Here is a 25,298-nt window from a genome sequence, read left to right on the forward strand (position 1 = left end):
TCTCCTTTTATTTCAATTTTGGAAACCATTGTTGATCCAAGAATCCTGAGAAAATCAGGAAGGACAGCATCACTGTGTTAAAGGTGATAAAGATCCCTAAAGCTTTGGTCCAACGATTGTCCGGTATAGGATCCAATCCTTTTGCTTTTCTTTCTTTATTGATGGTCTTTTTCTTACGAATCCAAGCATCATTGATAACCAGTCCAAGCCCATGGAAGAGCCCATAAGCGATGTAGTACCAGGTCACCCCGTGCCAGAAGCCCATGACCAACATATTGATAATATAGGCAACATTTGAGGTGGTAATTCGGCTCTTGAATACTTTATTGCGCATCAATACCATCACGAGACGCATAAAGACAAAATCACGGAACCAGAAAGACAAACTCATATGCCAACGATTCCAGAATTCCTTTAAGTCACGTGATTTAAAGGGACGATCAAAGTTGATTGGACTTTTAATTCCCATCAAATTTGAAGCTGCTAAAGCAAACATCGAATAGCCCGCAAAGTCAAAGAAGAGGTCAAAGCCATAAACATACATGACTCCCAGCGTTCCGATATTGAAGAATCCACCTTGAGACAAGGCATAGGTCTGCACATGACCTAATAATAAGTGACCAAAAATATGAGCTAGGATAAATTTATAAAGGAAGCCATACATGATATACTTAACAGCTTGCTCCAACATATCCAATAATTCTTCACGCTCAGGAATAGCGTTATAATCCTCATTAAAACGCTTGAAACGATCAATCGGCCCACTTGAGAAGGTCGGCATAAAGAGCATAAAGCGTAAGAATTCCCAAAGTGTGAATTCTTTCAAGACACCATCTCGCATTTCGATGATCATTCCGACAGCCCGGAAGGTTAAATACGAAATCCCTAAAAATCCAAACAAGGATTGGTGCCCATTCTTGATTGCTGGCTCTACCTTAACAAAGATCAGGGGCAAGACAGACAAGAAGGAATGAAGATAGAAAATCCACTTATTGTCCGCTTTCTGACGATAGATCTTGTAGGAATACACAATCAAGATTTGCCAGACTACGTAAAAGAGCAGGGCATAAATTTGCTTGAGATTCGAACCTGTCAGCATCAAAATGATAAAGATCAGACTCACCAGTCCTTCATAGACCGGAAATCTCTTTTTGAAAAAGAGGCCCACAAAAATCGGCAAAAAAGCTAGAATGAGGTAGATAAAATAGATCGGTGTTCCATAGTGTTCTAAATGAGGGAGCTGTTTCAAAAACTCGATCATCGGTTGTTAACCTCGCTAATCAACCCTTTGATGTCGATTTTCCCGTTTGGTGTTAATGGCAGGCTGTCACGATAGAGGAATTTTGAAGGCATCATATAAGACATCATGATGTTTTCTAAATCTTCCTTAATGGCTTTCGTGATATCAATTTCGCGCTCAAATTGTTCTTTGACACCCTCTTTTAAGATGACATAGGCCAAGAGATTTTGCACCTTGTGATCTTTATTATAACGCGGTACCGCGACTGCTGAGTCAATATACTTCGATTTGTTCAAGTTTTGAGAGACATCCTCTAGCTCGATACGGTAACCGTTAAACTTGATTTGGAAGTCCATCCGTCCACCATAGAGAAGAAGACCTTCATCTGTCATGGTTCCGACATCTCCTGTATGGTAGGCTGGAAGACCTTCAAATTCGAAGAAGGCTTCTGCTGTTTTCTCTGGATTATTCATATAACCTTTTGAAACGGCTGGTCCAGACACGATGATTTCCCCTTGCTCACCATTTGGCAATTTGTTGCCTGCCTCATCAATGATGAAGGTTGGAGAATCTTCTTTGGTATAACCAATTGGCAGACGTTTCAAAGTCGCTAACATCTCATCTGTTACGGCTACAGCCGAAAGAGCTACAGTTGCTTCTGTTGGGCCGTAGGCATTGATGATACGTGCATTTGGGAAACGCTCGCGCAATTTCTGAGCAGTCTTGACTGTCAACTCTTCCCCATCAAAGTAGAAATGGGTGATCCCTGGCATTTTTTCAGCATTGAAATCTTCAGACAACATGGCCATATCTGCAAAAGATGGTGTTGAAGTCCAGATAGCAATCGGAAGAGAAAAGATGGTCGCAAAGAGTTGTTTGAAGTCTTGAGTAATGGCTGATGGAAGAGCAAAAAGCGTTCCTCCAAGAGCCAAGGTCGGTGCCCAGTACATGACAGACAAGTCAAAGGAATAGGGCGGTTGCGCCAACATTTGCGGACGCTCTGGCGTTGCAAATTCCTTGTCCGTAATCATCCAGTTGGTAAAGCTGAGCAAGTTATCGTGCGAAATTTGCACCCCTTTTGGTTTCCCAGTTGTCCCTGAGGTAAAGATGATGTAGTAGTTATCATCCCCTTTGACCGGATGTTGCAAGTCATAGGCATGCTGAGCCGCATAAGCTTCACGCACTTGCTCCAAGGACATGATTGGAGCAGCTGGGTTTTCCAATGGAAATTCATTGATAGCAATAATCAAGCTTGGCTCTGCTACTTCAACAATGGCAGACACGCGCTCCAAGGCAGAGTGGCTATCAATTGGGATATAGGCATGGCCAGATTTGGTCAAGGCCACAAAGGTTGCTAACATTTCATATTCTTGTCCACCAAAGACCACTACAGGTGACTTTTCGGGAAGTCCCATTTGGTCAATATGAGCAGCCAAGCTATCTGAATCAGCCTTCAATTGGCCATAGGTATGCTCCTCACCAAGGACATTGTAAACCGGATAGTCTGGTTGTAGTTGCGCATAACGTTCAATTGTCTCGATCATATCAGTAATTGGTTGGTTTGACACGGCTAGGAGTCTCCTTTTCTAAAATTCGTTGTAGATAAAGCCACCCTGACCTTGACCAAGGTAACTAAAGAAATAAAGTAGGGCTAGGAAAATGGCGAAATACAAGACCGTCTGCCCGATAAATTTATAAAGTGTTTTATGTTTCATAAGTTTCACTCTTCATTTTGATTGTTACTCACTATTTTACCATTTTTTATACCAAGTAAGCAATTTTAAACATAGTGAGAATGTCGTAGAAAACGTTATCATTTCAGATCATTCAAGTCGTTTAACGAAAGCATTTTTCTTTAATCAGTTTTCTGGTTGAAATCCTATTCTATTTCACAGTCCCCTGATGAATCAACTCCAGACACTTGTCCAGATCCACATCTCTCTCGAAATGGCTAGGTGTCCAAGGAATCTCTATATCGGGTAGAACACCTTGATCCGTCATTCCTTTACCTTGATCTACGCATAGACAACGAGAAGTAGGAAACATCAATTGATAATCGCCATAATCAACGGTACAACAATTGGAATAGTCTAAAATTCCGAGAGTCGGTCTACCTACCACCGTTACCTTCTTAAACTGCTTCATCATCTGAACAAAGTTATCGCCAGAAGAACCGCAATAGATATCTGATAAGACAAAGATCCGTTCAGGATAGTGGCCACCTTTAACCTCTGGGAAGAATTCCTCGCTTTCTTGCTGATACAGTACATAACCTTTGCCTCGATGGCGGAGCAAATCCTTTTTCATATCTTCAAGCAGCTTAACTGTTTCAGGACTAATTTCTTCCTGTTGCATCCAGTCCTCAAAATCTTTCAAGCGCAGATCAACATTGCGTTCCGTATAGAGAATTTCCATACCATCATCGTCCCCGTCAAGCGAATCATAGCCCTGATCCTTTTCTAAACCTAGATGTAATAGAGGGATATATAAAGAATCTGTCCCTCCGCCGTTCTGTCGGACATCAATGAGAAGAAACTTGACCTCCGTCATCATCGGTAAACACTCTTGATATACCCGACCAATGGCTCCTTCATCCATAAAATTATCCAGACGAAGATAAAGAATCTCATCGTCTAATCGTTTCCAAAAAATCTGATCTTGGATTGGTTCTCGACTGGGCACTACTTCAATGGTCTTTTCTACCCCTTCCCGAAGCAGGGTGACCCTTGTGGACTGAGAGACCAAATCCGCCCATTCTCGGTAGTGTCTTTCAGGGGTCTTACTGATAAAATAGTCCTTATGAAGAGACGCTACCTGCTCCAAGTCACTTCCATCCAAAGCTAAGATCTGATCTCCTACTTGAAGTCCCGTATCTTCATTTGCCCCTTCTACAAAGAGACCGTCGTCTGTCGAGCGCAACAAAAAACCTTTGTTGGGGGCCTTTTTCTTTCCAAAGGAAACATGCCCGATCACCCCAAAACTAGCTAGGTAGGACCTGACTTGATAAAGAAAGGCATCATCTGTCATATCATCTGTAATTTTTTCTCGAAAAGGCTCGGGATCGCACCCTCTTTGGTCTTTGATGGTAGATGAATCGTGAGTCATAATAGAGACGACATCTTCAAAAATAGCTCTTTTTCTCATGCAGGACTCCTTCAATTTTTTAGAAACAGTATACCACTTTTCCTTAAAAAGTTCTTAAAAGCCTAAAAAGCTATCCTAAAGGAGGATAGTGTTAGAATGGAAACAAACTATTGTTTTACATAAAACAGTTAGATGATTACCAAAAAATGACTTTTATTTTTTAGTTATTTAAGAAGATCAAAAAACTTCCGCTGTGAGAAAAGTGCCTGAAACACAAATGTTTCAGGCACTCGGAATTATTGAGACCTTAGGCTCAATAATTAGTCATGGAACTTTGAAGAAGTTCGCTGACGTCCGTACTCACCTAAGGAAAGTTTTTCAAAGACTTTATCTTCAATCTGAAGCTATCCTAAAAGAGGATAGCGTCTATAAATTCTTTCTTTTCTTAGCCTTCTTGGTCAAGGAGACATCGCAATGATAAATTTCTTCTGTTAGGAGGGTCGTCATGGCAAAATCGTCAACTTCTGGTCTCAGATCTACTTCATAATCCAAGGTAATCTGTTCCCCATTTTGGCTTGTATTGACCGAAATCAAGTCGACTTCTGTACAATTGCGATCCAGCAGACGGCTGATCTTGTCGGCAATCCGTTCTTGATTTTCTACTTGAATCGTCAGGTGACGGCGCCGTTGGTGGTCAGTCTTACTTTGCTTGGTTTCGAGCAAGAGCCAGATAGCTAACAGAAAGGCCGTAAACAAAACCGCCAATAAGAGGTAACCCGATCCCGCCGCCAAACCAATGATCATGGCTAGGAAAATCGCGATCAATTCTCTCGATCCGCTGGTAGCAGACCTGAAACGAATCAAGCTAAAGGTCCCTGCTACTGCGATCGAGGTCCCCAGACTCCCGTTCACCAGGAAAATCACCAGGGTCATCATGCAGGGAAGCAAGGTGAGACTGACGATAAATTCACGCGTATAGAGGGTACGGTATTTGTAGGTCCAAGACAGGGCCATCCCGAGCACCAGGCTGACGACTAAGGCCAGCATCAGGCGCACCGGATCTACGGTTGCCGTAGCATTGTTAAAAATAGAATCAAATAGATTAGACATAGGCAGCACCCGTCCTTTCTTGAATTGGCGTTGGTGCATAATCTAAGCCTTGTGACTTATGGTAGGCACAACTGTATTTCGAAAATTTCTGTTTGACCAGTCCGTACTTATCCAGAATGTCCTTCAGCCACTGAGGTTCTTCACCTGGGGCCTTGATTTCCATAATGATGGTATTTTCTTCTAATAAAGGCTCTCCAGCTTTCCCACGAAGGAGACTGACCTGCTGATCACGATAGACCAAGTTTTGATCCAGGGTGACCCGAATCTTATTGTAAGGATAGCCTTGGATGCTCTTCTTTTCTTTTAAGGACAAACGATCATAATAGATGTACATCTGAGGCTGTAGTCGGTGATCATAGCGCTGACGCAGAGCTTGGATTTTTTGCACCAAGTCCAGATCCTGAATGGTCTGATCCACTAGTCCATCCGTCATGAGGCGGGTAATAGAGGAGGGGTTCGAGACCAGGACCAATTCCTTCTGCATCCTTTGATTTTACTTCTAGAAAAGCCGGACTATCTACTGTTGGATGCTCTATATAGGTCCGCATCCGGATCTTTTCACGACGGTTCTGTTTAGCAAGGGCATCTTGGATCACATCGAAGTCTTCGGTATCAAAATAGACATTCGAAATCGTGGAGATGGGATAATCATCTTCAACCACATATTTCTTCAAATCTTTCAATAAGTCATCCAAGTCTTCTTTATTCACCACATATTTGGTTTCAATCCGCTTGAAGCTTGTCTCTACCGTTTTTTTCATGTTTTTCTCCTTTTGTTCTATAATAAGCTGTCATTTTCTTTATCGTTTTTGTTGCAAAGCCACAAGTCGCTTTACTTGTTCCTTAGTTTAGTGGCCTTTTCTTAAGCTTTCATTAAGCCAAACTTAAAGAAAACCAAAGTTAAGGTTCCTTTCAGAAAAACTTTAGGAAACTTTCAGCTAGCAACTTTAGACTAGGAGCATATCAATTGAACGAGAGGAAAAGCTCATGAAATCAAACAAATGGAAATTTTTATTAACGGGGGCCGCAACCCTCACCTTACTGACAGCTTGTACCCAGGCGTCATCACAATCAGCTACAAAAAGCAATACTGCACAAACAACCACTACCTCTACTTCAAAAAATAAAACAAACAATTCCAACTATTTTACAGATAAGGACAAGGACAGCTCTTATGATGAAAGCAAAGCCTCTACTGTAAAACTGTCTGGTTCGTCTGCAAATGTATCAGGTGACGGCGTAGCTGTATCTGGATCAACTGTGACCATCTCAAAGGCTGGAACCTATGTCATCTCTGGTGAATCCGATGGGGTTCAAATCAAGGTCGAAGCGGGTGACTCAGATGATGTTCACATCGTCCTGAAAGGCGTTACCATGACCAACACCAACGCGCCAATTTCTGCTACGAAAGCAGGTCATGTCTACCTCACTCTAGCAGACGGCACGACCAATACCTTGTCTGATTCAAGTTCAAACAATGATGAAGACGCCGATGCAGTGATCTTCTCTAAAGGCGACCTCACCATCAATGGTTCAGGTACGCTCAACATTGACGCTAAGAAGAATAACGGGATCAAGGCCAATGACACTCTCCATATCACAGGTGGAACCTATAAGATCACGGCTGTAGGAGATGCCTTCAACGTCAATGATGAACTCAATATCACTGGCACGACCATGACCATCGATGCAGATGAAGATGCAGTCAAGGTGGATAATGATGAAGATACTTCGGTCGGAACCATGTATCTTTCAGATAACAAAATGACCATCACCGCAGGAGACGACGGAATCCATGCTTCTGGTGATCTGATCATCGATAGCGGAACCTATGAGGTAACAGAGTCTGTCGAAGGTCTCGAAGGAAAATCGATCACCATCAACGGTGGAGATATCACCATCTATGCAACCGATGACGGTGTCAATGCAGCCAATGCTAATGCTAACCAAGATGAAATTTTCTTCACTATGAATGGTGGAACCCTCAACGTTGAAGTTGGCCAAGGCGATACTGATCCAATTGATTCGAATGGAAATATCACTGTTACCGGAGGAACCATTAAATTAACGGGACAATCTGGATTCGACTTTGATGGTACTGCTACCTACACTGGCGGAGACATCTATATCAACGGTGAAAAACAAACGGAAATTGTCAACTCCATGCCTGGAGACGGTGGGGCTCCAGGCGGTAGCGGACCTCAAGGCGGCGGTCATTAATAATAACAAATAAAGGCAGGATTTCTTCCTGACCTTTTTTTGTTGCCTTTTTTATGATAGAATAGAAAATCAATTAGCTTATCGAAAGGAACATGATGAAAAAACAGACACTCCCTCTTTTCTTCACACTCTTGCTGTCTCTTCTTTTTCTATCAGCCTGTGTGCCGGACCTTAAGATCAACTTTAAAAAAGTACCCACTGCTACCAGCTCAAAAAAGAAAACCTTTAAAAAAAGTAGCTCGAGTCGTTCTAGCCTCCCGAGTCGCTCAACCAGTTCAAATAGCTCAAGCAACTCCTCTAGCTCTCCCTCAACTACTACGGAAACCACTTCTGACATCGTCACAACCGAAGGACTCCCTAGAAATGCTCAAGAAGCACCCAAAGATAAAATTTATGCAACAGGGAACTTAAAAGTAGCCTACTCTAGAAATGACGATAAAATTTTTGCACAGACGCCGGATTATGAAGGATATACCACTGCCCTTGTCCAAAAGATCCTTGGGAATCCAGAGAAACAAATAACAGACCCTGCTTATATTGCTGAATCTTTTGAAAATACCGAATTAGAAAATATTAAAGGGCTCTACCACGAGGGGAAAATCACAGGGGAACAAGCTCACGCCTTTTTGATGGGAGCTGTTGATCTCAAACAAGCTTCTAAATCCGGAGTAGACTATACCATTTACACCTATAAAAACAACACCATCCAACTGGTCTTTGAAAACGACCAACTTCTCTATATTACTCCAAATCCTGATGTCGTCTTCTTTAAATAATAAACATTCTCGCTTAAACAAGCGAGAATTTTTGTTTCACATGAAATAAAAAACTCCCAACACATTCTGTTGGGAGTTCCTGAAGATTAGTCCTCTTCATATTTTTTTGGATTATAGAACCACATTCCGAGTCCTGCAAAAAGGACAATAGTCATCAGAAGGAAGGCCACTTGATTTCCAATTTCTCCTGTCATCGAAATCGTTTGACGAAGACCAGAAACGGTATAACTCATTGGCAAGAATGGATGAATGGCTTGGAAAAAGCCATTTGTCAAAGCAAGAGGATAGGTTCCTGCACTAGAAGCCAATTGCAAGAGCAAGAGGATCAAGGAAAGGAAAGCACCGATCTTTCTTTGCCATGTTGTCAAAGCAGTCACGATAGACATGAAGGCCACACTACCAATCACACAAAGGAAGAGAGTAGCCATCTCATGATTAGCTGATAAACCAATCAAGTGAACGGCACCATAGACCAAGACTCCTGCAATCACCGCAATCGTTCCGTTGACCTCAAAGCGAGATTTAAACCATGCCCAGCGACTTTCAGGATGACTGCCGGATGGTAGTTTTGCAAAGATCATGTTGGTTGACAAGGCACAAACAAAGAGAGCTACCGAGATCATATAAGGAGCCATTCCGACACCATTCACAGGGGTATTGTCATGGTCTGTTTTAGACAAAGTGACAGGATCTGCTAAGGTTTTAGCGTTTTCTTTTTCAGTTGTAGCCACATTCAATTGTCCCTTAGCATCGTTTAATCCTTGACTCAAGGTTTGGCTTCCTGTTGCTAATTCACCTAAACCATTTGTCAATGTTTGGCCACCTGCTGCTAATTTGCTGGACCCATCTGAGATTTGATTTGCACCGTCGGCTAGTTTATCAGCACCAGTCACCAATTGACCTGATTTTTCTGTCAACTGATTGACACCAGTGACAAGTTTGTTGACACCACCTGCCAACTCTGGAGTCTTGCTGTTCAATTGTCCTACACCGTCAGCTAATTTTCCAGCACCAGCAACCAATTCACCCGACTTACCTGTTAATTGGGTCGCTCCTGAAGCCAGTTGATTCATGCCTGATGTCAAGGCAGGCATCTTCCCATTTAACTCACCTAGACCAGAAGCCAATTGATTGCTTCCTGCAAGTAATTCTGATGATTTACTATCTAGTTGACCAACACCTGCTGCTAACTGACTAGCCCCATTTGTTAAAGTACTGCTATTCGTCTGAAGTTGGGTTGCTCCATTAGCGATTTTATCGACACCAGCTGTATAAGCGCTGATCCCTTGACTGATGGTTTGACTAGCTGGCAACAATTGTCCACTAACTGCGGATTGGATCTTAGACAAGCCACTTGACAAGTCTGTCAAGGTAGAAGAAGCTGTCGGTAAAACTTGATTGGCTGCCGTTTGCAGTTGTGTCAAGCTATTTCCTGTATTCAAACTACCTTGGATCGTTTGAATCGTAGTCAAGATTCCTTGAGCCGCCGTTTCACTCGAGCTTGGGCTCGATGAGATTGCCGCATTGATTTCCGCTTGTTGGTCAGCTGTCATTGCTTGATAGGCTGCTGTTCCTTGCACACTTGCAAGGGCATTTGCACGATCCGCTTGGGCTGAAGCAAGGATTGATTGAGCTGAATTCGCAATACTCGTCAATCCAGACGAAAGTTGACTGGTATCTACTGTAGCATTTTGAATCGCTGCATTTAATTGGTTTAAACCAGCTGCCAATTGATCAATCTGAGCAGATTGACTTGTAGAAGCTTGTAGCTGGCTTGATAATGTTTGAATACCTGATTCTAATTGAGAAACCCCATTTCGAAGGGTAGCAGATTGACTACTTAATTGACCCGCTCCTTCTGATAAAGTAGCGACTCCATTTGTATAGGTTGCTAAACCATTTGAAAAGTTAGATAGGCCCGAATTCAATTGACGCACGCCATTGGTATAATTCCCAAGACCATCATTGAGGGTCCCCATACCGCTGGTTAATTGACCAACTCCTGAGGCCAACTGAGGGGTTTGACTCGCCATTTGATTGAGACCATTTCCTAATTGATCCACTCCGGTAGCGTAAGCCATCAAGCCTGTATTAAAAGTACCAAACCCATTATTTAATTGATTGACACCAGATACCAAGTTTGGAAGTTGACCAGCCATTTGATTGAGACCATTTCCTAATTGACCAACACCATCTGTATAGGCTGCTAGACCTGTACGAAGAGTGGTTGCACCATCTGAAAATGCTAAGCTTGAACGAGCCAATGTATTCAAATTAGTAGACAGTGTTTGACCACCATCTTCCAATTTACTTGCACCATCTGCTAATTTAGCACTTCCATCTGCCGCTGTCCCCATACCAGTTTTAAGCGATCCCATTTTAGAAAATAAAGCTGTTGTATAAGTATTGGTCACTTTTTCAGCCACTGACTGCTTCATTTTTGTCATCGCAGTGTCACTCATTTTTCCTGCGATAAAACTATGACCACTGGACGTTTGGTAATCAATGGTCATCTGTTCCGGATGATTGGTTAAGATGGAGCTAGCTTTTTTTGAAAGATCCTCAGGCAGGGTTACAATCATATAATAATCGCCATTTTTGAGACCATCTTTCGCAGCTTTCTCATCTACAAAATGAAAATCAAGTGAGTCATTGTCCTTCAAATTGGACACCATGTCTTTTCCAATTTCCATCTTTTGTCCATTATATGTAGCAGATTGATCCTTATTGACAACCGCTACAGGAAGATCCGAAACCTTTCCATATGGATCCCACATGGAAGATAGAAAAATAATATTATAAAGAGCTGGAATCAACGCAACTCCAATCATGACAATGATAAATGTTGGCTTTTTAAGAACAGCCTTCCATTCTTTCATCATATTTTTTGTCTCCTTTTTATACACATTGTCTAAATTTCTGATATAATAGATTATACAGTTTTTAGAAATTTTCACAAGTAGAAAATCTTATTTTTAGACACTGTGTACAATTTTGTGCAAAAAGGATTAACAGATGACTGAGAGCAATAAACGATTAAAAACAAAACGAAATATCGAGGAGGCGATGGTTCGACTACTCGAAAAGGAATCATTCGACCAAATCACGACGGTTGAGTTAGCACAAGAATCCGGCATTAGTCGCTCTAGCTTTTATACCCACTATCGAGACAAGTATGACATGATCGAGCGCTACCAACAAGCACTCTTTCACAAGCTTGAATATATCTTTGATAAACACCAAGACGACAAGCGCCAAGCGATTACAGAAGTGTTCGAATTTCTAACCAAGGAGCCACTCTTCGCGGTTCTTCTGACAGAGAATGGAACCAAGGAGATCCAGACCTTCTTACGACATAAATTACAGATTCTTCTGGTTGATAGTTTGCAAGAGCGCTATAGTCATAAATCATTAACAGATATTGAAAGAGTCTACAGTTCTGTCTATCTGACCAATGCCTTCTTCGGAGTCTGTCAAATGTGGGTTTCTCGCGGAAAAAAAGAAAGCCCTCAACAAATGGCTGAATTTTTAATGAAAATGTTACGGTAACAGTCTCTCCTGATCGATCTAGATCAGGAGTTTTTTTATTAGCAGGTTTAGGTTTTAAGAAAACAAAAAACTGTCTCATTTAATGAAACAGTTTTAGAAAATTTGTAACTGAACAAAGCCAGAAATCAACCCTTTAAGACAAAACAAAAAGCCCACTGTTGTAGGCTTTCTGTAAGGTATATCTTAAAATTAAAGCATTTTGTTGTAGAATTCAACGACAAGTGCTTCGTTGATTTCTGGGTTGATTTCATCGCGTTCTGGAAGGCGAGTCAATGAACCTTCAAGTTTGTCAGCATCGAATGATACAAATGCTGGACGTCCAACTGTAGCTTCAACAGCTTCAAGGATAGCTGGAACTTTAGCTGATTTTTCGCGAACTGAGATCACTTGACCTGGAGTTACACGGTATGAAGGGATATCAACGCGTTTTCCGTCAACAAGGATGTGACCGTGGTTAACGAATTGACGAGCTTGACGACGAGTAGTCGCAAGTCCAAGACGGTAAACAACGTTATCCAAACGACGTTCCAAAAGAAGCATGAAGTTGAAACCGACAGTTCCTTCTTTAACTTTAGTAGCTTGTACGAACAAGTTACGGAATTGTTTTTCACCAAGTCCGTAAGAGAAACGAAGTTTTTGTTTTTCAGCTAATTGCAAACCGTATTCTGACAATTTTGAACGGTTGTTTGGTCCATGTTGACCTGGTACGTAGTTACGACGTGCCAATTCTTTACCTGTACCTGTAAGTGACAAGCCAAGACGGCGAGATTGTTTCCAAGATGGTCCTGTATAACGTGACATTTGAAATGTCCTCCTATAAAAATAATTTTTGTAGGAAATAACGTTTTAGACAAACCTGATTCGTTCAGAAAGCCTTCGCCCAAACAGCAAAGGTTACTTTTCTAGCTGACTTCCTGTTGACGAGCTTCATTTTGTCCTGCTGTCATTTCGCACAAATTCTATTCTATCACGGAATAGAAACTTTGTAAAGTCCTTCAAAACAATTTCAATGAAATTCAGACAATAATTCTATGATTCGTTTTTTATATTGCAATTGTTGCCAGTCTCTATCCGTTGCTGGATCCCATTTTAAAGGAAGATCTGCAATAATTTCACCGGGATTATGATTTAAGATATAGATCCGGTCACTCAATGTCAAAGCTTCTTCGATACTATGAGTGATCACTAGAGTGGTGAGACCAAGACGTTCCTTACTGTCTAGATACCAGTGATAAAGATCCTGCCTTGTCAATTCATCTAAGGCACTAAAAGCTTCATCTAATAGGAAGACAGAATGACCCAGAAGATAGGTTCTCAATAGCGCCACCCGTTGCCGCATCCCCCCACTCAGGGCATTGGGATAAAGGTTGGCAATACTTCCCAATTTAAATTCATCTAACAATTTTAGAGCTGTAGATGTTGCCTCTTCCTTAGGAATCTTTTTTAATTGAAGGGGAAGAATAATATTTCCCAATACTGTCTTATGTTCTAACAAAAGATCCTTTTGTAGCATATAGCTGACTTTTCCAAAGGAGATCGGGGCATCATCTACTTCTATAGCGCCCTTTTGTAAGGGAAAGATCCCAGCAATTAAATTAAACAAGGTTGATTTCCCTACCCCACTTGGACCTAGAATAGAGACGATTTCTCCTTTTTGCACTTCTAGTGATACATTGTTTAAAACTGCTTTATCTCCAAAAGAGAAACTTACATCTTTTACGGTTAAAATATCAGTCACCTACCAATTCATTTGTAAAACCTTTGTCTTCTAAGTCATTTGAAACCAATCCTTGCTCTTTTGCCCAAGCATAAAAAGCATTCCAACGCTTGGAGTCAAACTGCCCCCATTTATCCTTGTCTGAAGCATATTGACTGGAAAGATATTTTTGAGAAGCGAGTACAAAATCACGCTGGTTAGCCAAAGCAGGGGCCTGTTTAATCAAGATATCTGCTGCTTCTTCTGGATGCTCTATAGCATATTGGTAGCCTTTTTTCACCGCTTGAATGAATTTCTTTGCTTCCTCTTTATGAGACTTCAAATAGTCATTGTTAGCAATAATAACAGGCGAATAGTAGTCAAATGCAGGAACAAAATCTTTCATATAGAAGAAATTGGTCTTCATTCCCTTTTGCTCAGCCAAAATTCCATCCCAACCGTGATAAATCCAAGCAGCATCAAAGACCTTATTTTCAATCGGAGTAATGGAATTTGAATCACTATTTGGAACCAATTTTACTTGATTAAAATCAGCCCCCTCTTTTTTCATCATCGATTTGATCATTTCCAACTCAATCGGATCATTCCAGGTACCATACTTCTTACCAACCAAATCTTTTGGACTTGTGATCGCTGCATCTTTTCTTGAAATAATCCCTGACGTATTGTGTTCGACGATAGCTGCAACAGCGGTAATCCCCGCACCTTTATCCAATTTCTTGGCCATAGAATCTTGGAAATAAATACCAAATGGAGCTTTCCCATTAATAATCAAATCAGAACTACTGTCTTCCGGCGGAAGTTTTATATCTACATCCAGTCCTGCATCTTTAAAATACCCTTTTTCCTTTGCTACATAGAGACCCGTATGATTGGTATTCGGGGTCCAATCTAGAATAAAATCAATCTTTTTCAAACCACTTGACGATTGCTTGACAGAATTTTGACAAGCACTCAAGAAAACAAATCCCAATATTATTGAGAAAAATAAACCTATTGACTTTTTCATTAGCTATACCTCTTTTACATTTTTGTCAATTTAATTTTTACACCATTTACAAGTTTGTCAATCCTTTTTCCATTTTAGAATGGTTCGTTCTAATTGGTCAACGAGAAACATACCGAGTAAACTAATAGCAGAAATCAATACAATGATCGCAAACATCGTATCATACTGAAATAACTTCTTCGATTGGATCATATAGACCCCCAATCCATCAAAACCTCCTAACCATTCTGAAACTACCGTACTGATAAAAGCATAGGAAACGCTCACACGTAAACCTGCAAAAAAATAAGGAAGCGCTGCAGGAATTTTATAATGAGCTAAGGTCTGAAAGCGATTGGCTTGCATAATCTGAAACAATCTCAGAATATCTTGATCGCAATGCCGAAAACCATCTAACAGACTGACTACGATGGGAAATACCACCGTAATAATGATCAAAACCAGTTTTGGAAGCATACCATAACCAAACCAAAGAACCAGGATAGGGGCCAAGGCAATCGTCGGAATGGTTTGAATAACAACCATAAAAGGATAGACCAGATCATTCACCCATTGAAAACTATCCATGAGAATCGCAAATCCAGCAGCAAGAAGAACCCCTATAACAAGTCCAATCAAGGCCACTTGAAGGGTAGACAAACTGTGATGAATCAGGAGAGCTCGATCTCGTACAAAGGCATTCCCAATTTCAAGTGGCGTTGGTAATACAAATTTGGGGAGGATATTTAAAAATCCTGCTAACTGCCATAAGACAAGAAGACTGCTAAAACCTGCAAATCCTATCAATTGTTTTGAATATCTTTTTACAAGAGACATCGTAACCTCCTTTCTCACAAATAAAAAACGCCTCCAAAATAGGAGACGGATTGCACAAGGTCACTCATAACGAAAAATACATTTCATTTGTTTCCTACGCTGGCATTACCCAGATCAGGTGCGGTCGAAGCTTACACTTCCTCTCAGACTGTACACAGACTCCCATATGTATTTATTATAATAACTGATTTAGACGATAAAAGCAAGAAATTAATCCAAATAACGAATTAAATTCTTCTCTGTTAAAATATCTGAATAGGTGTAAGACTCCACGTATGTATTGGCTGGTTCACCTGGTAAGCTGTTGTCGTTCGTATACTCGATAATAAATAAAGAAGGATAGACCTCAATCAAGCGTCCAAATTTATTTTTTTGACGTTTCCGTCCATTTTCAAGCGTCATTTCAACCACTTGTCCTTCATGAGCCTTGATCTCTTCTTTAATTTTTTTCATTTTTGCAACATCTGTAAATGCATCACTCATCTTATTGATCCTCTCTCTTTGAAATACTTGAGAATTTATTGTATTCCTTTTGGAATATTAATTCGACTGTCCCACGCGCACCTGAACGGTTTTTCTCGATAATCACTTCAACCGTATTATTAGGCATTCCATCTTCTTCCTCTTCACCAGCTCGATCATAATAATCATCACGGTACAAGAAAGCAACAATATCCGCATCCTGCTCAATCGATCCAGATTCACGAATATCAGAAAGAACCGGACGTTTATCTTGGCGCTGTTCCACGCCACGTGACAGCTGACTCAAAGCAATGACGGGAACTTTTAGTTCCTTAGCCAAAATTTTTAACTGACGAGAAATTTCTGAAACTTCCTGTTGACGGTTTTCTCTTCCAGTCCCTGTAATCAGCTGCAGGTAGTCAATCAGAATAAGACCGAGATTCCCTGTTTCCTGCGCTAATTTTCTTGCTCTCGAACGAATCTCAGTGATCCGAATTCCCGGGGTATCATCGATGTAAATACTCGCATTGGCCAAATTTCCTTGAGCAATGGCATATTTTCGCCACTCTTCATCCGTCAATTGACCTGTACGAATCGAATGGGATTCAATCAAGCCTTCAGCAGCTAGCATCCGGTCTACCAAACTTTCAGCACCCATTTCTAATGAGAAAATAGCCACTGTCTTATCCAACTTTGTCCCGATATTTTGAGCAATATTGAGAGCAAAGGCTGTTTTCCCTACTGCAGGACGAGCCGCTAAAATAATCAACTCTTCCTCATGTAGCCCCGTCGTCATATGGTCCAAATCGCGATAGCCTGTCGCAATACCCGTAATATCAGAGGTTTGAAGCGAACGAGCTTCTAAGCTACCAAAATTTATATTCAAGATGTCTCGAATATTTTTAAATCCACTACGATTTGCGTTTTCACTAACATCAATCAGAGCTTTTTCAGCACCCGCAATGATTTCATCTGAAGGACTTGCGCCATCATAAGCTTGATTAATACTTTCCGTTAATCGAGAGATCAATCGACGTAAGACAGCTTTTTCGGCAACAATCTTCGCGTAATACTCCGCGTTAGCTGAAGTTGGTACCGAATTAATGACTTCTACCAAATAGGAGAGACCGCCAATATTTTGGAGATCCCCCTGACTATCTAAAATATTTCGAACAGTCGTCGCATCAATCGCATCCCCGCGGTCAGCTAGATCGATCATGGCTTTAAAAATCAAACGGTGCGAGTACTTAAAGAAATCGCCAGGCTCGATATATTCACGAACAAAGACCAATTTCCCCTCATCAATAAAGATGGCTCCCAACACTGATTGCTCCGCTTGGATATCTTGAGGTTGTGTTCGTAATTCCTCTATCTCAGCCATAAAAAAACCTTTCTATCGATCGTGTTTACCCTTCGTTTACACGAATATTAATCACACCTGTAACATCTTGATAAATTTTTACAGGGACGTCAATCAAACCTGTTGAACGAATTGGAGAGGAAACTTGGATATGACGTTTATCAATTTTAATGCCAAATTGTTTCTCAAGCTCTTCTGCAATCTTTTTATTGGTAATAGAGCCGAAAGTACGGCCATCTGGCCCAATTTTTTCCGTGAATTGAACAACAGTTGCTTCTTCTTCTAATTTTGCTTTAATCTTTTGCGCTTCCGCTAATAATTCAGCATGCGCTTTTTCTTCTGACTTTTGCTTTCCACGAAGTTCACCGATTGCTTGGGCATTGGCTTCTTTCGCAAGATTTTTCTTGATCAAAAAGTTTTGTGCATAACCAGTAGACACTTCTTTAATTTCGCCTTTTTTACCTTTACCTTTTACATCCGCTAAGAAAATAACTTTCATTCTACATTCTCCTTTTCAATAGTTACTTCGTTTTCAATAGTCTCAATCAGTTGTTGACGAATACTCATCAAATCTTGACCCTCAATTTGAGAGGCTGCCGAATTGAAATGACCTCCCCCGCCAAGCTGTTCCATGATACGCTGTACATTGACTTTGCTTCGACTTCGTGCAGAAATCGAGACAGTTCCACTTTGATTACAAGCAATGACAAAGGTTGCTTCCACCTCAGACATGGCCAGCATACTATCAGCAGCCTTACTAATGGTTACTGAATCATAGGCTTTAGTCGTATTGGCACAAGCTACGATGATATGCGGCAAAATCTTTTCACCAGTCAAGATCAGTTCGTTCACTTCGCGGTACTCGTCAAACTGAATTGCAGAGATCTCCTGGATGGCTACACTATCACTACCTCTTGAACGAAGGTAACTCGCCACATCAAAGGTCCGACTTGTAACACGTGTGGAGAAGTTCTTAGTATCCAGCATGATCCCAGCCATCAAGACACTAGCTTGAATCTTCGTTAACCGATTTTTCTTCGACTTCTGGAACTGAATAAGCTCACTAACCAATTCGCTCGCACTACTTGCTCCACTTTCAATATAGGTGATCAGAACATTTTCAGGGAAATCATCGTCCCGACGGTGATGGTCAATGACAATAATCTGTTGAAATTCCTGATAAAATTCTTTAGAAAGGGTCAAAGCTGTCTTAGAATGGTCAACCATAATTAACAAAGAGCGATCCGTCACCATTTGCATGGCTTCCTCTAGGGGAAGGATTTTCGTTACCTGCTCTTCTTCTAGTTTCGCAATCGCTCTTGAAATATCACTAGCCATTGCATGCGGGTCATAGACCACATAAGAGGAGGCCAAAATATTGCTAGAGAAAAACTGCATTCCCACAGACGCTCCTAAAGCATCCATATCCAAGTTTCTATGTCCAACAATGAAGACTTGATCAACGGATTTAATCTTATCTGAAATAGCTGTCATCATAGCGCGTGTGCGAGTCCGAGTCCGCTTCACAGCCGAAGCTGTTCCCCCACCAAAGAAAATAGGGTTTTTCTGTTCATCATTTTCCTTGACAACCGCTTGATCCCCACCACGAACTTCTGCAAGGTTTAGGTTCAAGAGAGCCCCTTTACCAATCTCATCATGCTTCCCGTCACCGTACGAGAATCCCATACTTAAGGTAATAGGTAGCTCACGATTTTTAGCTTCTTCACGGAATTGATCGATGACAGAAAATTTTGATTCCATCAACTGTTCTAAGACCGTGTAGTCTGTAAACAAATAGAAACGATCCATCCCCACACGTCTGTAAAACATATGGTAATGAGCTGTAAACTCTTCTACAAAGTTGGCAATAAAACTATTGATATTGCTAATATCAGAGTCTGAAATGACATCTTCTAGATCATCATAGTTATCAACAGAAATAATACCGATAACAGGACGAGTTGTCACCAATCCCACAGTTGCTTCATATTCACTTGAAACATCAAAAAAGTAAACAACACTAGACGTCTGATCAAAGTAAACAGAATATTTCTTATCGGCTACAGTGACATAATGACCTTTATCCTCAAACAGAGTATTGAGTAACTTTTTCAAGGATTCAACATCAAAGTCCCCATCATCTGTTGAAAAAATCAATTCAGCATAAGGGTTGAACCACTCTACTTCATTTGTCTCTTCATTAATTTTGATAACTCCAACAGGCATTTTATCAAGGAGGGATGCTAATCCGCTTTCTGCCTGATGGTTAACGTATTGTATTTGTTCTAATTCATCTAACTCTGAAATTTGTAACTGGTATTCAAATAAAGCAATCAATCCAGCTAAGACTAAAAAAATTGCAATAAGAGTTACATAGCCTTTGCCAAAGATTCTTAAAAAAATTGCTAAAATTGCAAATGAAATAAAACCAATTAACACATAATGGATGAACGATAAACGAAATTTTTTCATCATAAACCTCTTCTCGGAATTATACCATAAATAGAGGTAAAAAGCGAGGTTTCTCTCTATATTACAGAGAAGATTGACCCGTAAAAAGCTTTTCCTCGGTTTCACTACTTTGTAAACAAGGTTTACAACTGTGTAAACAGTAACAACAGATTTCAATCCATAAAATTGAGGCTGAAACATCATCTCAGCCTCATTTGATTAGTGGTTTGCTTTGTTTTTGGAGATACTCCGAGATTTACCTTCCAAGTAAACCATTAAAATAGAGATATCCGCTGGATTGACACCTGAGATACGACTTGCTTGACCAATCGTTTCTGGATTAATTAATTTAAATTTTTGACGAGCTTCGGTTGCGATGGAGTCAATATCATCCCAGTCAATATTCGCAGGAATTCTTTTTTCTTCCATACGCTTCATTTTTTCGACTTGGTCCATTGCTTTTGAAATATAGCCTTCGTATTTAATTTCAGTTTCAATCAATTCAATGATTTTATTATCCAGTTCTTCAGCTGCAGGACCGATAAATTCTACCACATCTTGGTAAGAGACTTCTGGTCTTCGCAAGAATTCTTTAGCAGTGACAGCATCTGTCAAAGGTTTAAAGCCTAGTGCTGCAACCTTCTCGTTCGTTTCCTTTACAGGCTTTAACTTAATGCTATCCAAACGCTTCATCTCGTTTTCAAACTGATACTTCTTGGTTTCGAAACGTTGCCAACGTTCATCATCTACCAATCCAATTGCTCGTCCCATTTCTGTCAAGCGCATATCGGCATTATCATGACGCAAAATCAGACGGTATTCTGCACGGCTTGTTAACAAACGATACGGTTCGATCGTTCCCTTTGTTACCAAGTCATCGATCATGACCCCAATATAACCATCACTGCGTTTCAAAATGAGTTCCGGTTTTCCTTGGATTTTTAGAGCCGCATTGATCCCTGCAATAATCCCTTGACCAGCAGCCTCCTCATAGCCAGACGTTCCATTGGTTTGGCCAGCTGTAAAGAGACCTGAAATTTTCTTAGTTTCCAAAGTTGCGCGCAATTGATGAGGCAACACCATATCATACTCAATTGCATAACCCGTTCGCATCATTTCTGCCTTCTCAAGTCCCTTAATAGAATGGACGAGATCCCGTTGAACATCCTCTGGTAAACTCGTTGACAGCCCTTGAACATAGACTTCTTCTGTATTTCGCCCCTCAGGTTCTAAGAATAGTTGATGACGCTCTTTGTCAGCAAAACGGACAATTTTATCCTCAATGGACGGACAATAGCGAGGACCTACTCCCTTTACAACCCCTGTAAACATAGGTGCCCGGTGTAAATTATTTTGGATAATCTCATGGCTATGCCCATTCGTATAAGTTAACCAACAAGGAACCTGATCCTTTACATAATCTTCATCACGCGATGTATAAGAAAAATGATTTGGAGCTTTATCTCCGGGTTGAATTTCCGTTTCGTCATAATTAATTGACGACGCCTTTACACGAGGTGGCGTCCCTGTTTTGAAACGTCCAATTTCTAATCCTAGCTGTTTGAGATTATCGGCCAAATTGATAGAAGCTAGACTATGATTAGGTCCTGACGAATACTTGAGATCTCCAATGATAATTTCTCCGCGTAAAGCTGTCCCAGTAGTGACAATAACAGCCTTTGCTCCATATTCTTGGTGAGTTGCAGTCCTTACACCAACAACCTTACCATTCTCCACCAAAATCTCATCAATCATAGTTTGGCGAAGAGTTAAATTTTCTTGATTTTCAACCGTTTTCCGCATTTCTTTTGAGTAAAGTTCTTTGTCTGCTTGAGCCCGAAGTGCACGAACCGCAGGACCTTTACCAGTATTGAGCATTTTCATTTGGATGTAGGTCTTGTCGATATTCTTCGCCATTTCTCCACCGAGGGCATCGACTTCACGCACGACAATCCCCTTAGCGGAACCACCAATAGAGGGATTACAAGGCATAAAAGCCAGCATTTCAATGTTAATAGTCGCAAGTAAGACCTTACAACCCATACGGCTAGCAGCTAGGGAGGCTTCTACCCCCGCATGTCCCGCACCGATTACAATGATATCGTATTCTTCAATAAAATTATAAGTCATTTTTTCTCCTATTTCTCAAGATGGATGTGTCGTAATTTTCCGTCCCATTCTGGTAGGGCTGATTTTAAAAAGGCCGGTTTCAGGTCAACAGTGTGTAAATCATCGAAAGCAATCCAACGGCAAGGTAATTGCTTGGTATCTTCCTGCATGACCAAAGGTGCATCTTCTAGCAAGTCCACCAAATAATGAAATTCAATGTTATGGTAGTGGATTCCAGCTTGTTCAAAGTGATTTTCAACCACGAAAGCTAACGGCCCTGCTGTAGATGTGACACCAAGTTCCTCTTTGACTTCCCGAACTACAGCATCTTCTGTAGTTTCATTGACTTGAATAGCACCTCCGATTGTATAACAGCCGTCCTCATCTTCTATGACGAACAAGCGATTATCTTTTACAATCAAAGCAGTCGCTCTCACGCCAAAAACAGTAGAACCTATTTTCGTCCGAAAATCCTGTTGCCTCATTTTACTTCCTTTCGAAATCACACAAAAATAGTCAAAACTCTGAGAAGTGCAGGACAAAAAAGCCTGCAACATCCATGAGCTTTGACCATCATTTCTATTGCTTTTATTATTGTAGCAAATTGAGAAAATTTGTCAATTTAAATATACTGACAAACTTTTCCATCCCGATAAGCATTGTCAATCAAGCCACCGCCTAGACACTCTTCACCGTCGTAAAAGACAACAGCTTGTCCTGGTGTAATGGCTCGTTGAGGTTCTGCGAAAATCACTTCTGCCTTGTCACCTTTAACGTGTACAGTCACCTTGGAGTCAGGCTGACGATAGCGGAACTTAGCTGTACACTCTAATGTAAACTCTTCTGGCATATCTCGTGTAAAGTGAACTTGACTAGCCTGTAAACTTGTTGACATCAATGCTTCATGATAGAAGCATTGACCGACATAAAGAATATTTTGACTGAGGTCTTTCCCAACTACAAACCATGGAGCATTGTCTCCACCTTGTTGGCCACCAATTCCAAGTCCACCCCGTTGACCGATTGTGTAATACATCAAACCAGCATGTTCACCCATATCTCGTCCATTGATAGTCATCATTCGACCTGGTTGGGCAGGAAGGTAGTTCCCTAGAAATTCTTTGAAATTCTTTTCTCCGATAAAGCAAATCCCAGTTGAGTCTTTCTTTTTAGCTGTTGCTAATCCAGCTTCTTCAGCTAGACGACGAACCTCTGGCTTTTCCAAATGTCCCAATGGGAACATGGTTTTTTGAAGTTGTTCTTGTGACAGCTGGCTTAAGAAATAAGTTTGGTCCTTCCCGTTGTCAACGCCACGTAACATATGGACAATGCCATCCTCATCGCGCACCACGCGCGCATAGTGCCCTGTCGCTACATAATCGGCACCGAGTGTCATAGCATAATCTAGAAAGGCCTTAAATTTGATTTCCTTATTACACATGACATCCGGATTTGGTGTGCGACCTGCACGGTATTCAGCAAGGAAATATTCAAAGACACGATCCCAGTATTCTTTCTCAAAGTTGACAGAATAGTAAGGAATGCCAATTTGGTCTGCAACCGCTGCTACATCTTTGTAATCTTCTGTAGCTGTACAGACGCCATTTTCGTCTGTATCATCCCAGTTTTTCATGAAGATGCCGATGACATCGTAACCCTGTTGCTTTAATAATAAAGCTGTTACAGATGAATCCACACCACCACTCATACCAACAACAACACGTGTTTTCGAGTTATCACTCATAGGTTTCTCCCATCTTTTCGTTTCTCACGATTGAAGGTCGTGGTTTGCTTCAACGATTGAAGGTCGTTTTGAGCAGTTACCATTTTAACACGCTTTATATTAGAAAACAAGCATCTTACTATTTTTTTTGTTGATCATTATCGATGGGTTTACAGGTCTGTAAATTAAAAAAGAGTCCTATTCAAGAACTCTTTTTAAACGAATTTAATACCAACCATTTGCTAACCAGAAATTTTTAGCTGCTGACCATGATCCATAACGGTTGACAACATATTGATTGGCCACTTTTTCTTGGTTTGCAGGTGATAAATCACCATTCAAATAAGTGATAGTCAATTGGTAACGACCATAAAATTGGCCATTTTGTGCTGTATAACTACCACTTGACTCTTTTTGGGCAATCCATTCCTTAGCAGCTGCATCTTCCGCACTCAAGCCATCTGAAGCAGAGACAGTAGTTGTTGCTTGTGTAGTATCCGTTTTACTAGCAGGAGCTTGCTCCGTAGTTTTCTGCGTTGTATTTGCATCTTCAATCTCAAGAACTTGACCAACTGAGATGAGATTCACGTTACTAATCTTATTTTTCTTAGCAATTGCATCAACCGTTGTGTTCTTCTCTTTAGCAATAGCTGATAAAGTATCACCTGATTTTACAGTATAAGAATCTGCATTCGCTACAATTGGAAGGAAAAGTCCTGCAAGTAAACTAAGTCCAATCATTCGTTTCATCATTTGTTTTTTATTCATTATTATGTACTCCTTTATTGGTATACCTCTATACTACACAAGAAATATTTCATATTTATTGAAATAATGTGTCAAATATTTCAGTCAGATGTTAGAAATACTAAAAATCAAGGATAATATAAATGCTTTAAGTTCCCTTTAAGATTTCTCAGATATTTCGGGAAAAATAGAAGAAATCATCAGCCATATCTGATATAATGAAGTAAAGTGATCACAAAGGAGCAGAGCATGAACTCTTTAAAATTCCAATCAGTTTTTGATATTATTGGACCTGTGATGATCGGCCCATCCAGTAGTCACACTGCAGGTGCTGTTCGAATTGGTAAAATTGTTTCTTCTATCTTTGGAGAGGAACCAAAAGAAGTTGAGTTCCAATTATTTAATTCCTTCGCCAAAACCTATCGTGGTCATGGAACAGATTTAGCCTTAGTAGCGGGCATCTTAGGAATGGACACGGATGATCCTAGAATCCCAGATAGTCTAAAAATTGCACATGAACGAGGCATTCGGATTGTTTGGTCTATTCAAAAAGAAAGCAATGCTCCTCACCCAAACACAACGACTATTACTGTTAAAAATGATCATAAAACGATTTCTGTCACTGGAATCTCAATTGGTGGTGGGAACATACAGGTTACTGAGTTAAATGGCTTTGCTATCTCGCTAAATATGAATACTCCAACCATTATCATTGTTCACCAGGACGTCCCTGGAATGATCGCTCATGTGACAGAAGCTCTTTCTCGCTATGATATTAACATTGCACAAATGAATGTGACGCGGGAAAAAGCTGGAGAAAAAGCGATTATGATTATAGAAGTTGACTCAAGGAGTTGTGAAGCAGCGATCGACGATATCCGTAAAATTCCTCATCTTCATAATGTCAACTTTTTCAAATAAGGAG

22 protein-coding genes and 1 pseudogene are annotated in these 25,298 nt (G+C 40.6%); 4 read left to right on the top strand and 19 right to left on the bottom strand.

The genetic code is table 11. The annotated features are described in order from the left end of the window. Positions 1–7: 7 nt before the first annotated feature. From dltB to SM122_RS07265, 6 genes and pseudogenes are all read right to left on the bottom strand, one after another. Complete coding sequence (gene dltB, locus SM122_RS07240; RefSeq protein WP_049492700.1) at positions 8–1,261, bottom strand: D-alanyl-lipoteichoic acid biosynthesis protein DltB; 1,254 nt, start codon at positions 1,259–1,261, stop codon at positions 8–10. After that, the gene (dltA, locus tag SM122_RS07245) at positions 1,258–2,808 is read right to left on the bottom strand and encodes a D-alanine--poly(phosphoribitol) ligase subunit DltA (protein ID WP_195327038.1); all 1,551 of its coding nucleotides are present in this window, start codon (positions 2,806–2,808) and stop codon (positions 1,258–1,260) included. The genes dltB and dltA overlap by 4 nt, the downstream gene beginning before the upstream one ends. Positions 2,809–2,826: 18 nt before the next feature. After that, positions 2,827–2,955 carry a teichoic acid D-Ala incorporation-associated protein DltX gene (locus SM122_RS07250; protein ID WP_003002102.1) on the bottom strand — a complete coding sequence of 43 codons (129 nt, stop codon included), beginning with the start codon at positions 2,953–2,955 and terminating at the stop codon, positions 2,827–2,829. A 169-nt stretch (positions 2,956–3,124) separates the two neighbouring features. Further along, the gene (locus SM122_RS07255) at positions 3,125–4,384 is read right to left on the bottom strand and encodes a S41 family peptidase (RefSeq protein WP_195327039.1); all 1,260 of its coding nucleotides are present in this window, start codon (positions 4,382–4,384) and stop codon (positions 3,125–3,127) included. Positions 4,385–4,750: 366 nt separating this feature from the next. Next, positions 4,751–5,434 carry a DUF4956 domain-containing protein gene (locus SM122_RS07260; RefSeq protein ID WP_195327040.1) on the bottom strand — a complete coding sequence of 228 codons (684 nt, stop codon included), beginning with the start codon at positions 5,432–5,434 and terminating at the stop codon, positions 4,751–4,753. Next, a pseudogene (locus SM122_RS07265) lies at positions 5,427–6,195 on the bottom strand (polyphosphate polymerase domain-containing protein). Before SM122_RS07265 ends, SM122_RS07260 begins: the two are co-directional and overlap by 8 nt. A gap of 226 nt (positions 6,196–6,421) precedes the next feature. Between SM122_RS07265 and SM122_RS07270 the strand changes: the two are divergent. Both SM122_RS07270 and SM122_RS07275 read left to right on the top strand, forming a co-directional pair. Next, a complete protein-coding gene (locus tag SM122_RS07270) occupies positions 6,422–7,654 on the top strand; it encodes a carbohydrate-binding domain-containing protein (protein WP_195327041.1) in 1,233 nt (410 codons plus the stop codon). Between the two features lie 92 nt (positions 7,655–7,746). Beyond that, positions 7,747–8,430 (top strand): DUF4947 domain-containing protein, encoded by a 684-nt coding sequence (locus SM122_RS07275; RefSeq protein WP_051740885.1) that lies wholly within the window; start codon positions 7,747–7,749, stop codon positions 8,428–8,430. Between the two features lie 86 nt (positions 8,431–8,516). Here SM122_RS07275 and SM122_RS07280 read toward each other — a convergent pair whose 3' ends face one another. Further along, complete coding sequence (locus tag SM122_RS07280; protein ID WP_195327042.1) at positions 8,517–11,312, bottom strand: YhgE/Pip domain-containing protein; 2,796 nt, start codon at positions 11,310–11,312, stop codon at positions 8,517–8,519. Positions 11,313–11,445: 133 nt separating this feature from the next. Here SM122_RS07280 and SM122_RS07285 point away from each other — a divergent pair, with 133 nt between their 5' ends. Then, a complete protein-coding gene (locus SM122_RS07285) occupies positions 11,446–11,979 on the top strand; it encodes a TetR/AcrR family transcriptional regulator (protein WP_003001962.1) in 534 nt (177 codons plus the stop codon). Between the two features lie 189 nt (positions 11,980–12,168). Here the strand turns inward: SM122_RS07285 and rpsD are convergent, their stop codons facing one another. The 12 genes from rpsD to apf form a co-directional block, all read right to left on the bottom strand. Beyond that, positions 12,169–12,780 (bottom strand): 30S ribosomal protein S4, encoded by a 612-nt coding sequence (gene rpsD, locus SM122_RS07290; protein ID WP_003002210.1) that lies wholly within the window; start codon positions 12,778–12,780, stop codon positions 12,169–12,171. Between the two features lie 205 nt (positions 12,781–12,985). Continuing rightward, positions 12,986–13,717 carry an ABC transporter ATP-binding protein gene (locus SM122_RS07295; protein ID WP_070505976.1) on the bottom strand — a complete coding sequence of 244 codons (732 nt, stop codon included), beginning with the start codon at positions 13,715–13,717 and terminating at the stop codon, positions 12,986–12,988. After that, the gene (locus SM122_RS07300; RefSeq protein WP_049506426.1) at positions 13,710–14,705 is read right to left on the bottom strand and encodes an ABC transporter substrate-binding protein; all 996 of its coding nucleotides are present in this window, start codon (positions 14,703–14,705) and stop codon (positions 13,710–13,712) included. Before SM122_RS07300 ends, SM122_RS07295 begins: the two co-directional genes overlap by 8 nt. 57 nt (positions 14,706–14,762) lie before the next feature. Further along, the gene (locus SM122_RS07305; protein WP_021154138.1) at positions 14,763–15,521 is read right to left on the bottom strand and encodes an ABC transporter permease; all 759 of its coding nucleotides are present in this window, start codon (positions 15,519–15,521) and stop codon (positions 14,763–14,765) included. A 210-nt stretch (positions 15,522–15,731) separates the two neighbouring features. Continuing rightward, the gene (locus SM122_RS07310) at positions 15,732–16,004 is read right to left on the bottom strand and encodes a Veg family protein (RefSeq protein WP_003009183.1); all 273 of its coding nucleotides are present in this window, start codon (positions 16,002–16,004) and stop codon (positions 15,732–15,734) included. A 1-nt stretch (position 16,005) separates the two neighbouring features. Then, positions 16,006–17,364, bottom strand: a complete 1,359-nt coding sequence (gene dnaB, locus SM122_RS07315; RefSeq protein ID WP_014714093.1) for a replicative DNA helicase — start codon at positions 17,362–17,364, stop codon at positions 16,006–16,008. A gap of 25 nt (positions 17,365–17,389) precedes the next feature. Then, entirely contained in the window at positions 17,390–17,842 is a 453-nt protein-coding gene (gene rplI, locus SM122_RS07320) for a 50S ribosomal protein L9 (RefSeq protein ID WP_195327043.1), read from the bottom strand. After that, positions 17,839–19,815, bottom strand: a complete 1,977-nt coding sequence (locus SM122_RS07325; protein WP_456115231.1) for a GGDEF domain-containing protein — start codon at positions 19,813–19,815, stop codon at positions 17,839–17,841. The genes rplI and SM122_RS07325 overlap by 4 nt, the downstream gene beginning before the upstream one ends. Positions 19,816–20,013: 198 nt before the next feature. Then, positions 20,014–21,924 (bottom strand): tRNA uridine-5-carboxymethylaminomethyl(34) synthesis enzyme MnmG, encoded by a 1,911-nt coding sequence (gene mnmG, locus SM122_RS07330; protein ID WP_195327045.1) that lies wholly within the window; start codon positions 21,922–21,924, stop codon positions 20,014–20,016. An 8-nt stretch (positions 21,925–21,932) separates the two neighbouring features. Beyond that, a complete protein-coding gene (locus tag SM122_RS07335) occupies positions 21,933–22,388 on the bottom strand; it encodes an NUDIX hydrolase (protein ID WP_195327046.1) in 456 nt (151 codons plus the stop codon). A gap of 137 nt (positions 22,389–22,525) precedes the next feature. Then, a complete protein-coding gene (gene mnmA, locus SM122_RS07340) occupies positions 22,526–23,647 on the bottom strand; it encodes a tRNA 2-thiouridine(34) synthase MnmA (protein WP_195327047.1) in 1,122 nt (373 codons plus the stop codon). A 204-nt stretch (positions 23,648–23,851) separates the two neighbouring features. Further along, a complete protein-coding gene (gene apf, locus SM122_RS07345) occupies positions 23,852–24,394 on the bottom strand; it encodes an aggregation-promoting factor (RefSeq protein WP_195327048.1) in 543 nt (180 codons plus the stop codon). Between the two features lie 228 nt (positions 24,395–24,622). Between apf and sdaAB the strand changes: the two genes are divergently transcribed. Beyond that, positions 24,623–25,294, top strand: coding sequence for an L-serine ammonia-lyase, iron-sulfur-dependent subunit beta (sdaAB, locus tag SM122_RS07350; protein WP_023919982.1), 672 nt, complete (start codon positions 24,623–24,625; stop codon positions 25,292–25,294). Positions 25,295–25,298 lie beyond the last annotated feature (4 nt).

It is taken from the genome of Streptococcus gingivalis (assembly GCF_035544715.1).
Taxonomy (GTDB): Bacteria; Bacillota; Bacilli; order Lactobacillales; family Streptococcaceae; genus Streptococcus; species Streptococcus gingivalis.

What these genes read in the sequence shown, in the direction of transcription:
- dltB (WP_049492700.1), bottom strand. Translation starts at nt 1,261, where the DNA reads ATGATCGAGTTTTTGAAACAGCTCCCTCATTTAGAACACTATGGAACA.
- SM122_RS07250 (WP_003002102.1), bottom strand. Translation starts at nt 2,955, where the DNA reads ATGAAACATAAAACACTTTATAAATTTATCGGGCAGACGGTCTTGTAT.
- SM122_RS07255 (WP_195327039.1), bottom strand. Translation starts at nt 4,384, where the DNA reads ATGAGAAAAAGAGCTATTTTTGAAGATGTCGTCTCTATTATGACTCAC.
- SM122_RS07260 (WP_195327040.1), bottom strand. Translation starts at nt 5,434, where the DNA reads ATGTCTAATCTATTTGATTCTATTTTTAACAATGCTACGGCAACCGTA.
- SM122_RS07270 (WP_195327041.1), top strand. Translation starts at nt 6,422, where the DNA reads ATGAAATCAAACAAATGGAAATTTTTATTAACGGGGGCCGCAACCCTC.
- SM122_RS07275 (WP_051740885.1), top strand. Translation starts at nt 7,747, where the DNA reads ATGATGAAAAAACAGACACTCCCTCTTTTCTTCACACTCTTGCTGTCT.
- SM122_RS07280 (WP_195327042.1), bottom strand. Translation starts at nt 11,312, where the DNA reads ATGATGAAAGAATGGAAGGCTGTTCTTAAAAAGCCAACATTTATCATT.
- SM122_RS07285 (WP_003001962.1), top strand. Translation starts at nt 11,446, where the DNA reads ATGACTGAGAGCAATAAACGATTAAAAACAAAACGAAATATCGAGGAG.
- rpsD (WP_003002210.1), bottom strand. Translation starts at nt 12,780, where the DNA reads ATGTCACGTTATACAGGACCATCTTGGAAACAATCTCGCCGTCTTGGC.
- SM122_RS07300 (WP_049506426.1), bottom strand. Translation starts at nt 14,705, where the DNA reads ATGAAAAAGTCAATAGGTTTATTTTTCTCAATAATATTGGGATTTGTT.
- SM122_RS07305 (WP_021154138.1), bottom strand. Translation starts at nt 15,521, where the DNA reads ATGTCTCTTGTAAAAAGATATTCAAAACAATTGATAGGATTTGCAGGT.
- SM122_RS07310 (WP_003009183.1), bottom strand. Translation starts at nt 16,004, where the DNA reads ATGAGTGATGCATTTACAGATGTTGCAAAAATGAAAAAAATTAAAGAA.
- dnaB (WP_014714093.1), bottom strand. Translation starts at nt 17,364, where the DNA reads ATGGCTGAGATAGAGGAATTACGAACACAACCTCAAGATATCCAAGCG.
- rplI (WP_195327043.1), bottom strand. Translation starts at nt 17,842, where the DNA reads ATGAAAGTTATTTTCTTAGCGGATGTAAAAGGTAAAGGTAAAAAAGGC.
- SM122_RS07325 (WP_456115231.1), bottom strand. Translation starts at nt 19,815, where the DNA reads ATGAAAAAATTTCGTTTATCGTTCATCCATTATGTGTTAATTGGTTTT.
- mnmG (WP_195327045.1), bottom strand. Translation starts at nt 21,924, where the DNA reads ATGACTTATAATTTTATTGAAGAATACGATATCATTGTAATCGGTGCG.
- SM122_RS07335 (WP_195327046.1), bottom strand. Translation starts at nt 22,388, where the DNA reads ATGAGGCAACAGGATTTTCGGACGAAAATAGGTTCTACTGTTTTTGGC.
- mnmA (WP_195327047.1), bottom strand. Translation starts at nt 23,647, where the DNA reads ATGAGTGATAACTCGAAAACACGTGTTGTTGTTGGTATGAGTGGTGGT.
- apf (WP_195327048.1), bottom strand. Translation starts at nt 24,394, where the DNA reads ATGAATAAAAAACAAATGATGAAACGAATGATTGGACTTAGTTTACTT.
- sdaAB (WP_023919982.1), top strand. Translation starts at nt 24,623, where the DNA reads ATGAACTCTTTAAAATTCCAATCAGTTTTTGATATTATTGGACCTGTG.